The organism is Pseudomonas sp. KH_046_1 (assembly GCF_057839025.1).
This window is the reverse complement of the sequence record NZ_CM174481.1, coordinates 2,604,461-2,617,398: the sequence shown is the minus strand read 5'-3', so window position 1 is coordinate 2,617,398 and position 12,938 is coordinate 2,604,461. Positions and strand designations below refer to the sequence as shown.

At 62.4% G+C, this 12,938-nt stretch carries 12 protein-coding genes and 2 pseudogenes; 9 read left to right on the top strand and 5 right to left on the bottom strand.

Annotated features, from left to right (window positions below):
- Positions 1 to 116: 116 nt before the first annotated feature.
- The 6 genes from AC3IT9_RS12205 to phnE all read left to right on the top strand — a co-directional run bounded on the left by AC3IT9_RS12205 (position 117) and on the right by phnE (position 6,182).
- Positions 117 to 1,493: a pyridoxal-phosphate dependent enzyme gene (locus AC3IT9_RS12205; protein ID WP_151214769.1), complete on the top strand. Its 1,377-nt coding sequence runs from the start codon at positions 117 to 119 to the stop codon at positions 1,491 to 1,493.
- Complete coding sequence (locus AC3IT9_RS12200) at positions 1,490 to 2,668, top strand: trans-sulfuration enzyme family protein (RefSeq protein ID WP_150759222.1); 1,179 nt, start codon at positions 1,490 to 1,492, stop codon at positions 2,666 to 2,668. The genes AC3IT9_RS12205 and AC3IT9_RS12200 overlap by 4 nt, the downstream gene beginning before the upstream one ends.
- Before the next feature lie 283 nt (positions 2,669 to 2,951).
- A complete protein-coding gene (locus tag AC3IT9_RS12195) occupies positions 2,952 to 3,803 on the top strand; it encodes a putative selenate ABC transporter substrate-binding protein (protein ID WP_150725343.1) in 852 nt (283 codons plus the stop codon).
- Entirely contained in the window at positions 3,800 to 4,597 is a 798-nt protein-coding gene (locus tag AC3IT9_RS12190; RefSeq protein WP_489273212.1) for a phosphonate ABC transporter ATP-binding protein, read from the top strand. Before AC3IT9_RS12195 ends, AC3IT9_RS12190 begins: the two co-directional genes overlap by 4 nt.
- Positions 4,591 to 5,418 (top strand): PhnE/PtxC family ABC transporter permease, encoded by an 828-nt coding sequence (locus AC3IT9_RS12185; protein ID WP_150725341.1) that lies wholly within the window; start codon positions 4,591 to 4,593, stop codon positions 5,416 to 5,418. The genes AC3IT9_RS12190 and AC3IT9_RS12185 overlap by 7 nt, the downstream gene beginning before the upstream one ends.
- Positions 5,415 to 6,182, top strand: a complete 768-nt coding sequence (phnE, locus tag AC3IT9_RS12180; protein WP_489273211.1) for a phosphonate ABC transporter, permease protein PhnE — start codon at positions 5,415 to 5,417, stop codon at positions 6,180 to 6,182. Before AC3IT9_RS12185 ends, phnE begins: the two co-directional genes overlap by 4 nt.
- A gap of 460 nt (positions 6,183 to 6,642) precedes the next feature.
- Here phnE and AC3IT9_RS12175 read toward each other — a convergent pair whose 3' ends face one another.
- Positions 6,643 to 7,302, bottom strand: a complete 660-nt coding sequence (locus AC3IT9_RS12175; RefSeq protein ID WP_150725339.1) for a hypothetical protein — start codon at positions 7,300 to 7,302, stop codon at positions 6,643 to 6,645.
- A gap of 363 nt (positions 7,303 to 7,665) precedes the next feature.
- Between AC3IT9_RS12175 and AC3IT9_RS12170 the strand changes: the two are divergent.
- Positions 7,666 to 7,857 (top strand): annotated as a pseudogene (locus AC3IT9_RS12170) (nucleotidyltransferase family protein); the annotation flags it as partial.
- Positions 7,858 to 8,089: 232 nt separating this feature from the next.
- On the opposite strand, the gene AC3IT9_RS12165 reads toward AC3IT9_RS12170, so the two are convergent.
- A complete protein-coding gene (locus tag AC3IT9_RS12165) occupies positions 8,090 to 8,548 on the bottom strand; it encodes an HvfA family oxazolone/thioamide-modified RiPP metallophore (protein WP_489273210.1) in 459 nt (152 codons plus the stop codon).
- 612 nt (positions 8,549 to 9,160) lie between these two features.
- Between AC3IT9_RS12165 and AC3IT9_RS12160 the strand changes: the two genes are divergently transcribed.
- A complete protein-coding gene (locus AC3IT9_RS12160; RefSeq protein ID WP_150725335.1) occupies positions 9,161 to 9,520 on the top strand; it encodes a DUF6124 family protein in 360 nt (119 codons plus the stop codon).
- A 74-nt stretch (positions 9,521 to 9,594) separates the two neighbouring features.
- On the opposite strand, the gene AC3IT9_RS12155 is transcribed toward AC3IT9_RS12160, so the two are convergent.
- Positions 9,595 to 10,611 (bottom strand): M14 family zinc carboxypeptidase, encoded by a 1,017-nt coding sequence (locus tag AC3IT9_RS12155; protein WP_489273209.1) that lies wholly within the window; start codon positions 10,609 to 10,611, stop codon positions 9,595 to 9,597.
- A gap of 171 nt (positions 10,612 to 10,782) precedes the next feature.
- Between AC3IT9_RS12155 and AC3IT9_RS12150 the strand changes: the two are divergent.
- A pseudogene (locus AC3IT9_RS12150) lies at positions 10,783 to 11,268 on the top strand (TetR family transcriptional regulator C-terminal domain-containing protein); the annotation flags it as partial.
- On the opposite strand, the gene AC3IT9_RS12145 reads toward AC3IT9_RS12150, so the two are convergent.
- Both AC3IT9_RS12145 and AC3IT9_RS12140 read right to left on the bottom strand, forming a co-directional pair.
- Complete coding sequence (locus tag AC3IT9_RS12145; RefSeq protein ID WP_489273207.1) at positions 11,224 to 12,228, bottom strand: DMT family transporter; 1,005 nt, start codon at positions 12,226 to 12,228, stop codon at positions 11,224 to 11,226. The pseudogene AC3IT9_RS12150 and the gene AC3IT9_RS12145 overlap by 45 nt on opposite strands.
- Positions 12,228 to 12,926: an ABC transporter permease gene (locus tag AC3IT9_RS12140; protein WP_103397407.1), complete on the bottom strand. Its 699-nt coding sequence runs from the start codon at positions 12,924 to 12,926 to the stop codon at positions 12,228 to 12,230. Before AC3IT9_RS12140 ends, AC3IT9_RS12145 begins: the two co-directional genes overlap by 1 nt.
- Positions 12,927 to 12,938 lie beyond the last annotated feature (12 nt).

Below are 12,938 nucleotides of genomic sequence, written 5' to 3'. Positions count from 1 at the left end.
GTTGCGGCCGACCCGATCCCGGCCTATGGTCCAAGCGATGCATTGCCCGCGACCGGCGCAAAGACCCGGCGCGGATTGCTGTCCATCCAGTGCGGATTCACGCAAGGAGTGATGACATGCTCGACAATTCCCGTCCTGCCGTGCTCGAACTGATCGGCAACACCCCATTGGTACGCGTCAGCCGATTCGATACCGGCCCGTGTACGCTGTTTCTCAAACTCGAATCCCAGAACCCCGGCGGTTCGATCAAGGACCGCATCGGTCTGGCGATGATCGACACCGCCGAACGCGATGGCCGCCTCAGGCCCGGCGGCACCATCGTCGAAGCCACCGCCGGCAATACCGGCCTCGGCCTGGCCCTGGTCGGCCGCGCCAAGGGCTACCGCGTGGTGCTGGTGGTGCCGGACAAGATGTCCACCGAGAAGGTCTTGCACCTCAAGGCCATGGGCGCCGAGGTGCACATCACCCGCTCCGACGTCGGCAAAGGCCATCCTGAGTATTACCAGGATGTCGCCGCGCGGCTGGCGGCGGAAATTCCCGATGCGTTCTTCGCCGACCAGTTCAACAACCCGGCCAACCCGCTGGCCCACGAATGCAGCACCGCGCCGGAGATCTGGGCGCAAACCCAGCATGATGTGGACGCCATCGTCGTCGGTGTTGGTTCGGCCGGCACCCTCACCGGGCTGACCCGCTTCTTCAAACGGGTGCAGCCGGACCTGGAAATGGTCCTGGCCGACCCGGTCGGTTCGGTGATGGCCGAATACAGCCGCGGCGGCACCCTCCCCACCCCCGGTTCCTGGGCGGTGGAAGGCATTGGCGAAGACTTCATTCCGTCGATTGCCGACCTGTCCAGCGTGCGTCACGCCTATTCGATCAGCGACGAAGAAAGCTTTGATCACGCCCGCCAGCTGCTGCGCGCCGAAGGGATTCTTGGCGGCTCGTCGACCGGCACCTTGCTGGCGGCGGCGTTGCGTTACTGCCGCGAACAGACCCAGCCGAAGCGGGTGGTGAGCTTCGTCTGCGACACCGGTACGCGTTACCTGTCGAAGGTCTACAACGACCAGTGGATGAACGATCAGGGCCTGCTGCAACGCAAGCACTACGGCGACCTGCGCGACCTGATCGCGCGGCGTTTCGAGGATGGCCGGGTGATCAGCGTCGGCCCGGATGACACGCTACTGACGGCTTTTCAACGCATGCGCCTGGCGGATGTCTCGCAGCTACCGGTGCTGGTGAACGGCAAACAACTGGTCGGCGTGATCGACGAGTCCGACATCCTGCTGGGCGTGCATGAAGACGTTGCGCACTTCCGCAAGGCCGTATCCAGCGCCATGACCGACAAACTGCAAACCCTGTCCCCCGATGCCTCGCTGGCGGATCTGGAGGCAGAACTGGGCCGTGGGCTGGTGGCGATCATCCAGGATGCCTCGGGCTTCCACGGCCTGATTACCCGAACCGACATGCTCAACCATTTGCGGAGATCCCTGCCATGAGTCAACAGGATAAAAACGCCTCGCCACAGGGCTTCGCCACCCGCGTGATCCACGCCGGGCAAGTGCCGGACCCTTCGACCGGGGCGCTGATGCCGCCGATCTACGCCAACTCCACCTACCTGCAACAGAGCCCCGGGGTGCACAAAGGCCTGGACTACGGGCGTTCGCACAACCCGACGCGCTGGGCCCTGGAGCGCTGCGTGGCCGACCTCGAAGGCGGCACCCGGGGCTTTGCCTTCGCCTCGGGGCTGGCGACCATTTCCACGGTGCTGGAACTGCTCGACGCCGGCTCGCACATCGTCTCGGGCAACGATTTGTACGGCGGCACCTTCCGCCTGTTCGACAAGGTGCGCCAGCGCAGCGCCGGGCACCGCTTCAGCTTCGTCGACCTGACCGACCTGGCGGCGTTCGAGGCCTCCCTGCAAGACGACACCCGCATGGTCATGGTCGAGACACCAAGCAATCCGCTGCTGCGCCTCACCGACCTGGCCGCCATCGCCCGCACCTGCCGCGCCCGCGGCATCATCTGCGTGGCCGACAACACCTTCGCCAGCCCGTGGATCCAGCGCCCGCTGGAACTGGGCTTCGACATCGTGCTGCACTCGACCACCAAGTACCTCAACGGTCACTCTGACGTGATCGGCGGCATCGCCGTGGTCGGGCAGAACGCCGAACTGGCCGAACGCCTGGGCTTCCTGCAAAACGCCGTCGGCGCCATCGCCGGCCCGTTCGATGCCTTCCTCACCCTGCGCGGCGTGAAGACCCTGGCCCTGCGCATGGAGCGGCATTGCAGCAACGCGCTGGAGCTGGCGCAGTGGCTGGAGCGCCAACCGCAAGTCTCACGGGTCTACTACCCCGGCCTGCCGTCGCACCCGCAACACGAACTGGCCCAACGGCAAATGCGCGGTTTCGGCGGGATGATCTCCCTTGACCTCAACAGCGACCTGGCCGGCACCAAACGTTTCCTTGAGAGCGTGCAGATCTTCGCCCTGGCCGAAAGCCTCGGCGGCGTGGAAAGCCTGATCGAACACCCGGCGATCATGACCCACGCCACCATTCCGCCCGATACCCGCGCGGAACTGGGGATTGGCGATGGCTTGGTGCGGTTGTCGGTGGGGGTTGAGGATGTGGAGGATTTGCGGGCGGATCTGGCGCAGGCGTTTACGCGGATGTGAGTTGTCCAAAACATCAGTCAAGTCCTGAGTACCGTAACCCCTGTGGGAGCGAGCCTGCTCGCGAAAGCGTCAGTTCAGTCAACACCAATGTTGAATGACACACCGCATTCGCGAGCAGGCTCGCTCCCACAGGTTTTGCGCCTTCACTCATGTTTCAGGCTGGTCAAGCACGCAAGACTCCCTATAATCGCGGCGTTTTCGTCTACCCTCACGAAGCGTCGTGCAGCAATCAGCTTGTGCGGGGCGCATCGACATTTTTCCGCTATTGAACCGGAGAACTTCCATGCTCAAACGTACCCTGGCTATGGCCGTCGGCCTGACCCTGTCCCTTTCCACCCTGCTGGCACAGGCCGCCGAGACCCTCAAGGTCAGCGCCATTCCTGATGAAGCACCCACCGAATTGCTGCGCAAGTTCAAGCCCCTGGGTGAATACCTGGAGAAGCAACTGGGCATGAAGGTCGAGTTCGTGCCGGTATCCGACTACCCGGCGGTGGTCGAGGCCCTGGCCACAGACCGTATCGACATGGCCTGGCTGGGCGGCTTCACCTTCGTGCAGGCGCGACTGAAAACCGGCAATGCCATTCCATTGGTACAGCGTGAGCAGGATGCGCAGTTCACCAGCAAATTCATCACCGCCGACCCGGCCGTCAAGTCGCTGGCCGACCTCAAGGGCAAGTCGTTCGCCTTCGGCTCGGTCTCGTCGACGTCGGGCAGTTTGATGCCGCGCTATTTCATGCTGCAGGACGGCATCAAACCTGAAACTTACTTCAGCCGTGTCGGTTACTCCGGCGCCCACGACGCCACCGTCGCCTGGGTTCAGGCTGGCAAAGTGGACGCCGGCGTACTCAATGCCAGCGTCTGGGAAAAACTGGTCAAGGCCGGCAAGGTCGACACCGACAAGGTCAAGGTCTTCGCCACCACGCCGGCCTACTTCGACTACAACTGGACCGTGCGCGGCACCCTCGACCCGGCCCTCGCCGAGAAGATCAAGGCGGCCTTCCTCGCGCTCGACCCGGCAAAACCCGAAGACAAGGCCATTCTCGACCTGCAAGCCGCCAGCCGCTTCATCGAGACCAAGCCTGAGAACTACAAGGGCATCGAGGAAGCCGCGCGCGCTGCCGACCTGCTGAAATGACCTTGCATCTGAACCGGATCAGCCTCACCCACGGCAATGGCGTGCGTGCGCTGCATGAGATCGACCTGCACATCGCTGCCGGTGAGCAGGTCGCAATCATCGGTCCGTCCGGTGCCGGCAAGTCGAGCCTGCTCAACGTGCTGGCCACCGCCCTGCGCCCGGACAACGGCGCGGTTGAGGTGCTCGGCGAGCACGCCTGGCAGCTTGGCGCCCATCGACGTCAGCAGCTGCGGGCGCGCATCGGCCTGGTTCACCAAGCGCCGCCACTGCCACCGCGGCAACGGGTGGTCACGGCGGTGCTGGCCGGAAAGCTCGGCCAGTGGGGTTTTGCCAAAAGCCTGCTGAGTCTGCTGCACCCGGTGGATGTTCCGGGGGCGCGGGCGGCACTGGCCAAGCTGGACCTGGGTGACAAGCTGTTCGCCCAGTGCCAGCAATTGTCTGGCGGCCAACTGCAGCGCGTGGGCATTGCCCGCGTGCTGTACCAGGCGCCCGAAGTGCTGCTGGCCGATGAGCCGGTGTCGGCAATGGACCCGGTACTGGCCGGGCACACCCTGTCGATCCTCTGCCGCCACGCCCGGGAACACAAGGTGACCCTGGTCGCCAGCCTGCATGCGGTGGAGCTGGCCCTGACGCACTTCTCACGCATCATCGGCTTACGCGACGGTCAGGTCCTTTTCGACCTTCCCGCCAGCGACGTCGACCACGATTTGCTCGACAAGCTCTACGCCAACGAACAACTGCTGTCGCCACCCGTTCCGGTGGCGCCCTTGAGCCTGCAGATTCCACGATGCTGACGCGCGATACACGAGACCCGGCCACCCTGCCCCGCCTGCTGCTCAGTCTGTTGGCACTTGCTCTGCTGTGGCCTGGTATTCATTTCAGCGAACTGGATTTGGGTGTACTGCTCAAGGCCGACAGCCAGAGTGAGATGGGCCGGTTTGTCTCCGCCTTCTGGCCGCCTGCCCATGGTGAAGAGTTCCTTCAGCTACTGTGGCAAGCCACGTTGCAAACCCTGGCCATCGCCACCGCCGGCATGGCCCTGGCCTTGATGTTGGCCGTGCCCGCCAGCTTGTTGGCCAGTCGAGCGCTGTCGCTGTCCGCAGCCTCGCGCAGTGGTCGTCCGAGCGCACTCGGGCGGCTGTTGCGCTGGCCGGTGCGCGGGCTGCTGATCTTCCTGCGCAGCGTACCGGAAATCGTCTGGGCCTTACTGTTCGTGCGCGCCGTCGGCCTTGGCCCGACGGCCGGGGTGCTGGCGATTGCCATCACCTACAGCGGCATGCTGGGCAAGGTCTACGCGGAAATCTTCGAGTCGGTCGACCAGCGTCCCGCCCACTCATTGCTGCAAGCCGGCAGCAGCCGGTTGGCGGCGTTCTGCTACGGCATCCTGCCCAATGTCGGCGCGGAGTTGCTGTCGTACACCGTGTATCGCTGGGAATGCGCGATCCGCGCGTCGGTGGTGATGGGCTTCGTCGGCGCCGGCGGGCTGGGCCAGCAGATTGATTTGTCGTTGCGCATGTTCGCCGGCGGTGAAGTGGCGAGCATGTTGCTGACCTTTTTCGTCCTGGTGCTGTTCGCCGATCAGATCAGCCGCCTGCTGCGCTGGAGGTTCGCATGAATCGCCTGATCAACCTGCTGCTGATCCTGTGCATTGGCGCAGCGGTCGTCGCTTCGTTCCGCTATCTGGGCATCGACCTCGGCGAACTGGGTGGCAGCGGTAACCTGAAGCAGATGGGCGCCTACGTGCTGCGTTTTCTCAGTCCGGACCTGAGCGCCGGCCATCTGCAAGCCATCGGCCGTGGCGCCGTGGAAACCATGGCCATGTCGGCCCTCGGCACCCTGCTCGCGGCGGTATTGGGCCTGGTACTGGCACTGCCGGCGGCCGGGCGTTTCGGCTGGCCGTTGCAGAGTGCGTCGCGTCTCGTGCTTAACGCCCTGCGCGCCATTCCCGAACTGGTGTGGGCCGCGCTGATGGTGCTGGCAGCCGGACTCGGCCCCAACGCCGGGACCCTGGCACTGGCCATGCACACCACCGGGGTGCTGGGCCGACTGTTCGCCGAAGCACTGGAAAACACCCCGCCGCAACCGGCCGAAGCCATCCGCTTGCAAGGCGGCAACGTCGTCTGGGCTTTCTGCTACGGCACCCTGCCCAACCTGTTTCCGCAGTTGTTGGCGTACATCCTGTACCGCTGGGAAAACAACATCCGCATGGCCAGCGTGCTCGGCTTTGTCGGTGCCGGCGGTTTGGGGCAGATGCTCTATGTCAGCCTCAGCCTGTTCCAGGAAGCCCAGGCCAGTACGGTGATTTTGGCGATGTTGGTGCTGGTGTTTGCCGTTGATGGGTTGAGCAGCTGGAGTCGCCAGCGGTGGGTTAAGGCTTGATGGGAGATTGGATGGATTTGCTCAGCTGATTGCATTCGAGCTGAGCAACCATTTGGATGGAGTTGACTACCGCGTTTTATGGTTATGACTGGCAGAAAACCCAAACCGGTTATTCGCGATAGGCAGAAAACGGCCAGAAGCAGACATTAACGCAGCTGGGTTGGTAGTCTCTCGCTCCGACTTTTAACATCTAGGCCAGCGCCCATGATCCAGCTCTCGCAGGTGCAGACCATCATCGCTGCCGATCCGGTACGTTGGCGGATACTCCGTCTGGTGCAAGGATAGCAATACGGGGTCAGGTCTTGCCTTTTGCATAATAGCGATGGCAAAAGACAAGACCTGACCCTGAGGTTTCACAGACTTTCTGCACTGATCCGCCGTGCCTAGGAATGCGGCGAACCCGGCCGCTCTACTCGGCTTGGCCCGCCTGCAACTTGCGACCCCGCAGCGGCATCGCCCGTCATTCTGCGGCAAAGCAGTACAGCAGCCCCGCCCCGCCCGAGCCGGCCAGGGCTTCGCTGCTGCAGCCACGCGAGGGGTGCGAGGAGTTCCACGAGCGTGCCGCCGCATCGTCACGCAGTCCTATTCGGTCATGATGACCGACCTGGGCCGTCCCTTCGCCGCTGCTGGTCCAGTTGCTGCAGGTATGGTCATCGCTACCGGCGAACGCAGTTCCGTCCGCCTGCGAGCCGGTGAGGATGTCGTGCATGTTCGGCGTGTCGCCGCGCCCCTTAACCAGCGCCCCGTGTTCGTCCAGGGCCATTTCCTTGGTCAGTTGGTTGTCGCCGTGCAGTTGCGCGACGTCGCGGGCGATGACGACCCCCTTGGCGTTTTGCCAAGGACCTTGGCCGATGCGATCACGGGCATTGACCGCTCCCGCGCCGCCGACGGCACTGGTGCTGAGGTAAGCACGCCAGGTGTGCTGGCCCGCCCCGACGGCGGAGGCCAGCGTCTGGCAGTGCCTATCGGCGCCGCTCAGACCACCTAGATCGGCGCCCTTGCCCATGCCGAGGCTAGTGACAAAGAAGGTCATGTCCGTTTGCTGGGCCTGACTGGCGAAACTGCAGGCTAATGCCAGCAGGGCAGTCGGTAAGGCGAGAGTGAAAGTCGTGATGTGCATGTACAGTCCTCCTGCGGGAAACGGCCTCCAAGATGGAATGTGACCGAGAAATTAAGCCTAGACGACGCCGGTTACCGACACACAGCCGCGGTTCAACCTTCCGTCCTCATGTATTGCTTGGGTGCGCGGCTCGCAGCATGGCGAGCGGGCGTTGGATGCAGGATGCGGTAAGGCTCAATCCGCTTGGGGCGTTCTAGGGGCTTCGACACTTTTTCGACACGGCCCCGGGGAGCCAGAAAGCAAAACCCCCCGATCTCTCTCGAAATCAAGGGTTTTCGTATTTCTCAAAGCAATGCGGGGTCAGGTCTTGCCTTTTGCATAATAGCGATGGCAAAAGACAAGACCTGCCCCTGAGGTTTCAAGGTAGCTGTACGGCTTGGAGTAGAGGGTGTGGTCGAGGTCGCGGCACCACTCGGCCTAGACGATCTCTTTAACCTTGTCGTCCGACCTACGGTGAAGTTCCGGGCAGATAAACGGCAGGTCTATCTGAACCGCCTTCGCTCAAAAAACTGGCTCGCAACCTGGCCGGATCTGAAGGTTCTCCCGATAGGATGAAGCGTTTCAGCTTCCAAGTTTCATGCCCGTTTCGGATCGTTAGCTGCCATTCCCGAACGTCCGCTTCTGGCCGTTCTCTGCCAGTCATGATTACAAACCCTGCTGGTCAAATCCGATGCAATCGGTAGTCAAGTGGAGTGCCATTTCGCGCCTGACGACCAAACCAGTACTGCCCGCGCAAAAAAACCCTTCCTGCGTTTCAACACAGGAAGGGTTTTTTGTTTGCGGCCGATCAGTCTTTAGCCTGGCTCAACTTGGTGAACAGCTCGGTCGGTACTTTCTTGCCGTTGGAGGTGAACTGGTTGGTGCGGAACTTGTACACCTCTCCCTCGGACAGGAAACCGTCGCCGTTGGTGTCCATCGCCTTGAATTCCTCAGTGCCCTTGGGCGCCACGGCCAGCAATTCCTTGAGTGATACGCGGCCGTCATCATCGGTGTCGGTGCGCGCGAAAGAAGCATCGCCGCACTTGCCTTCACCGCACTTGCCCTCGGCCTGGGTCTTTTGCGCGCCGGTTTCGGCACCGCATTTGCCTTCACCACACTTGCCTTCGCTGGTCTTCTCCGCGGAAGCCAGCTGATAGCCCTGAGGCAAGGCTTCGGCCGAAAACGCCGAGGACGCGAAGTTGATACCGCCGACCAGTGCAACAGCGATCAGGCCAATACGGGTTTTGTTCGACTGGATACGAGACATGTTGATACTCCGGATCAATGGCGCGGCGGGACCTCTATTGGTCGTACCGCAAGGGTTGATAAACCTGGTTGCGAGCTGCGGGATGCATCTCGCTTTGGCAGGTCTATTTGGCCCCAGTGGTGTATCCCGGCTGTATCCGTAAAGCGCTGGTTTTGTATGGCTGTATGCGGATGTCGCGCCCTGATACACAGCGATACACGAAAGCCGGTAGTCAGTAGATCAGAGGTGTTTGTGTCCGCAGGGGCGATCGCTCGACATCGCCCAAGAGCATTTGTTTAAAAGGGTTGTAGGTTATTTCCTGAGGGCTACAAGACCTTGCGTCGTTGCCTACGGTTACGCCAGAATCCGCCGGCTTGTGCGTTCAGGAGCTGCTCGGTAACTTGGTTCGCGTCACTGCCCATCAGTGATCGGGTTTAGTCGCCCGTGGTTTTCTAGTGAAGTGCACAAGCTCTGTCAGTCAGGCATTCCCATGCTTGCACTTGATGGTAGCTGTGCGCAGGGCGCCTTCGGGCGCGCCGGTTTGCTAGATCCCCGGTCGACTAACCTGCGTACAGCTGCCTCCCCTTTCGTTTAGTCGCAAGAGGGGTGGCGCTCCATACAAGGATCTAGCTTATGTTCAAGGTCACACCCAACCCGCCGGACACCGATCCGACATCCCCGTACGAACCCGATTCAAAAACGCTCAACGAGGCCGCCGAACGCGCGCTCGCCTTCCACTTCCCTTCGACTGCCGACATCAAAGCCACGCCGCGCACGCCTGGCTCTCTGTTTACCGTCGACCCCAAGATCGATACCGAAACCCTGATGGTGTATCTGGTCGAGACCCTGGCCTCGGTCGATGTGATGGTGCATCAGTTGGTGGATCATCTGGACGGTGGATCGCGCAATGCCCTGCTAGGGATTTCCAACAGTGTGATGCTGGCGGAGATCACGGCGAATCGGGTGCTGGACCAAATCGACCCGCCCGCATAAATACGGTTACCTGAGGCGAGGGAGTTCGCGCCCTCACCTCAGTTCCTGTGTTTTTGATGTTGGCTGGGCTATCACTAGTTCGGGTCCAGCAACCCGCCACTCCAGTTGCGCGACACCCGGCTACCGGTGAATTTCGCCACCCCCATGCCCTGGGGTATCAGTCGATCGCGATAGCGCGTCACCAGGCGCCCCGCTTGTTCGGCGTGCAGCACCACTTCGGAAGACGGGTCGCCCGGCCGCCCGAGAATCCGTGCAAAGCGCTGGCCTTCCTCGACGAAATCCCCCAACTCTTTTTCGAAGATCAACACCCCGGGTTGCGGGGCGATGATGGTTTCCATATGGCCCATTTCCACGGCTTCGACGGGCCAGTCCGCGGGCGCCACTGACTCATCGATGACACCGCAACCGCACAGCCAGTTGTACAGCCCTTCTGCATCCTGTTCGGCGAAACGATCGCTGACATCGCCCTGCCCGCGCAGCTCCAGGGTGGCGGCCATGCGCCCCGCTGTGACTCCGTCGCGTATCCACGGGGCAATGATGGTTTCCTCGAAGGAGCCATCGCCGCCGTCATCCCAGATGATCGCCACGTCCATCTTCATCGCGGCCGCCAGTTCGCGGCCACGGGGCCAGAAACTGCGGTGCACGTAGAGGTACGACAAGGCCTCGTCATCGGTATGCAGGTCGAGCATCACATCGGCCGGGGCGGCCAGTTGCACCAGTTGTTTTTGCCATTGCTGAACGCAGGTCGAAGGTCGTTCCATGGCCGCCGACTGGTCGAACGCGCGATTGAAGTTATGTCCGGTAGCGTCGTGATAACGACCGAGGATCCGCCCCTGGCGAAACTGCCCGATGCCCAGCGGATTGGCCTGCGGCACCACGGTAATGTTGCCTTTGAGCCGGCCCTGGGATTCAGCGATTTGCAGTCGTTGCATCAGCAGGTGCAAGACCAGCATTCCGGCGATTTCATCGGCATGAACGCCGGCTTGCAGGTGCACGTTTGGCCCGCTGCCGTCGCCTGTATAACGCCAGGCACCGACCCGCACGGCGTCACCGTTGTTGTTGCGAACACTGAACGAAATATCCTGCGGCATTGGCTTTCCCTCCCGTCATGAACCTTGAAAAACGTTGTATCGCTGCTGCCGAGGCTGGTGATTGAACAGACGTTCAACTAAGCTCGGCATCGTGGAATCTCACCCAAGGACAGCCTTGTGACAACCGATGCCCCGAAAAACCGCCGCGCCGAACCCGAAGACCGTCGCGAAATGCTGGTGGCCGCCACCCTGCGCTGCCTGGGTCGCGACGGTCACGCCGGGATTTCCGTGCGACGCATCGCCACCGAAGCCGGGGTGTCCGTGGGGTTGCTCAACCACCACTTCGGCAGCATCGAGGTACTGATCGCCGACACCTACCAGCGGCTCGCGAGCGAACTGACCACGGCCCTGCTCCAGGAAATCGAACAGGCCCAGACACCCGCGCAGAAAATCGATGCCTTCCTGGAAGGCTCGTTCTCGCCCAGGGTCATGGACCCGAAACTGCTCGGCGTGTGGGTGGTGTTCTGGAGCCTGATCCGTCACTCCGAACACGTCAGCCAGTCCCACGAAAAAAGCTACCGCGCCTACCTCGACCTGATCCGCCAGTTGCTCGACGGGCTGGCCGCCAGCGAAGGCTTCGTGATTCACGACACGCGCCTGGCCGCCATCGGCTTATCGGCGATGCTCGACGGTCTCTGGCTCGAGTGGTGCCTGAACCCCGAGACCTTCAGCGCCGCCAACGGACTGCATATCTGCCGTTGCTGGATAAAGGGGTTGCGTCACGGAGCATTCAGCACCGACGACGTCTTGTGATGCGTGCCGGCCGAAGATCATTGCCAGGGTGCCGCTGACCGCGATCAGCCCCGCGCCGATCATCAGCGACATGTCCATCAGCGTGCCCCAGACCAGGCTCGACAGCGCAAACGCCCAGATCAGTCCGGTGTATTCGAACGGCGCGAGCAAGGTCGCGGTGGCGCGGCGGAAACTGGCGAACAACAGGAACTGGCCAATGCCACCCACCAGGCCGGCGCCGAGCATGCCCAGCCAGGCGGGCGTCGGTGATGGTGTGTGGGTCCACGGCAGGGCAACCGCCATGCAAATCACGAACACCACGTTGGTGATCAGCATCTGCTCCAGCACTGAGGTCTGCTCATCCACCTGGCGCAGTTGGATATAAGTGAACGCCCAGCACATCGCCGCCAGCAGGGTCAGGATGATCGGCAACGGATCGGTCATGTTGTCGGGGCGACAGGCGATGACCACCCCGACAAAACCGATGATCAGGCTGAACCACTGCCAGCCGCTGGCGCGCTCCTTGAGAATCACCGCCGCCAGCACCGTGACCATGATCGGCGCGGAAAAATACAGGGTGGTCATCTCGGCCAGGGTCAGGTCCCGGGCCGCCGTGTAGTACAGCACCCAGGCGACAATCGACAGCAAGCCGCGCACCACCAGCAGGTACCGGCTCGGCGAGCGCCAGGCCCGCTGGATCAGGCGCAGGCGCCCCACCAGCAACACTGCCACGACCACCACGGCGGCGCGCCAGAACAGAATGGTGACCACCGAATAATCGGCCACCAGCCACTTGATGACCGCATCCTGCAACGACAGGAATGCGTAGCCCAATGTGCACAGGCCAATGCCCTGCAACGACCGGTCAACCCGTGGCGAACTCATCAGGCCGACCTGCGCACGGGCGTCCCGCGCCGTTCGGCAAAGGCAAACAGCGCTTCGATCAGGAACGTCAGGCAGACGTAGACACCGGCCACCAGCAACAAGGGTTCGTACACCTGCAGGGTCTGCGCGCGGACCACGTTGGCGGCGCCGAGCAGATCGATCACGGCGATGGTCGAGGCCAGCGCCGTGGACTTGAGCAGCATCACGGTTTCCCCGGCCAGGGTCGGCAGCAGCAAGCGCATCGCCCGGGGCAAGCGTACCCGCAGCAAGGACTGGCGCGCCGTCATGCCGAAGGCCGAGGCCGCTTCCATTTCACCCTTGGGCACCGCCAGCAGGCCACCGCGAATCACTTCGCCGACATAAGCCCCCACCGACACCACCAGGGCGAACACGATGTACCAGTAACCGTCGCGCAGGTACGGCCAGAGGAAACTGCCGCGAATCAGAGGGAACTGGGCAAACAGGCTGCCCAGGCCGTAGTAGAAAATGTAGATCTGGATCAGCAACGGCGTCCCGCGGGTCACGCTGGTGTAGAACAGACTGACCTTGGCGATCACCCTGTTTTTCGAGATCCGCGCCAGCGCCACCAGCACCGCCAGGACAAACCCGAACACACTGGCGATCAATAGAATCGTGAGGGTGGTTTGCAGCCCCCGGCCCAACAGTGCCGCGTATTCAACTATCCACGCTGGAATCATTTCATTCTCTCT

Coding starts and splice junctions, on each gene's coding strand:
- AC3IT9_RS12200 (WP_150759222.1), top strand. CDS start 1,490: ATGAGTCAACAGGATAAAAACGCCTCGCCACAGGGCTTCGCCACCCGC.
- AC3IT9_RS12205 (WP_151214769.1), top strand. CDS start 117: ATGCTCGACAATTCCCGTCCTGCCGTGCTCGAACTGATCGGCAACACC.
- phnE (WP_489273211.1), top strand. CDS start 5,415: ATGAATCGCCTGATCAACCTGCTGCTGATCCTGTGCATTGGCGCAGCG.
- AC3IT9_RS12175 (WP_150725339.1), bottom strand. CDS start 7,302: ATGCACATCACGACTTTCACTCTCGCCTTACCGACTGCCCTGCTGGCA.
- AC3IT9_RS12145 (WP_489273207.1), bottom strand. CDS start 12,228: ATGAGTTCGCCACGGGTTGACCGGTCGTTGCAGGGCATTGGCCTGTGC.
- AC3IT9_RS12140 (WP_103397407.1), bottom strand. CDS start 12,926: ATGATTCCAGCGTGGATAGTTGAATACGCGGCACTGTTGGGCCGGGGG.
- AC3IT9_RS12155 (WP_489273209.1), bottom strand. CDS start 10,611: ATGCCGCAGGATATTTCGTTCAGTGTTCGCAACAACAACGGTGACGCC.
- AC3IT9_RS12190 (WP_489273212.1), top strand. CDS start 3,800: ATGACCTTGCATCTGAACCGGATCAGCCTCACCCACGGCAATGGCGTG.
- AC3IT9_RS12165 (WP_489273210.1), bottom strand. CDS start 8,548: ATGTCTCGTATCCAGTCGAACAAAACCCGTATTGGCCTGATCGCTGTT.
- AC3IT9_RS12195 (WP_150725343.1), top strand. CDS start 2,952: ATGCTCAAACGTACCCTGGCTATGGCCGTCGGCCTGACCCTGTCCCTT.
- AC3IT9_RS12185 (WP_150725341.1), top strand. CDS start 4,591: ATGCTGACGCGCGATACACGAGACCCGGCCACCCTGCCCCGCCTGCTG.
- AC3IT9_RS12160 (WP_150725335.1), top strand. CDS start 9,161: ATGTTCAAGGTCACACCCAACCCGCCGGACACCGATCCGACATCCCCG.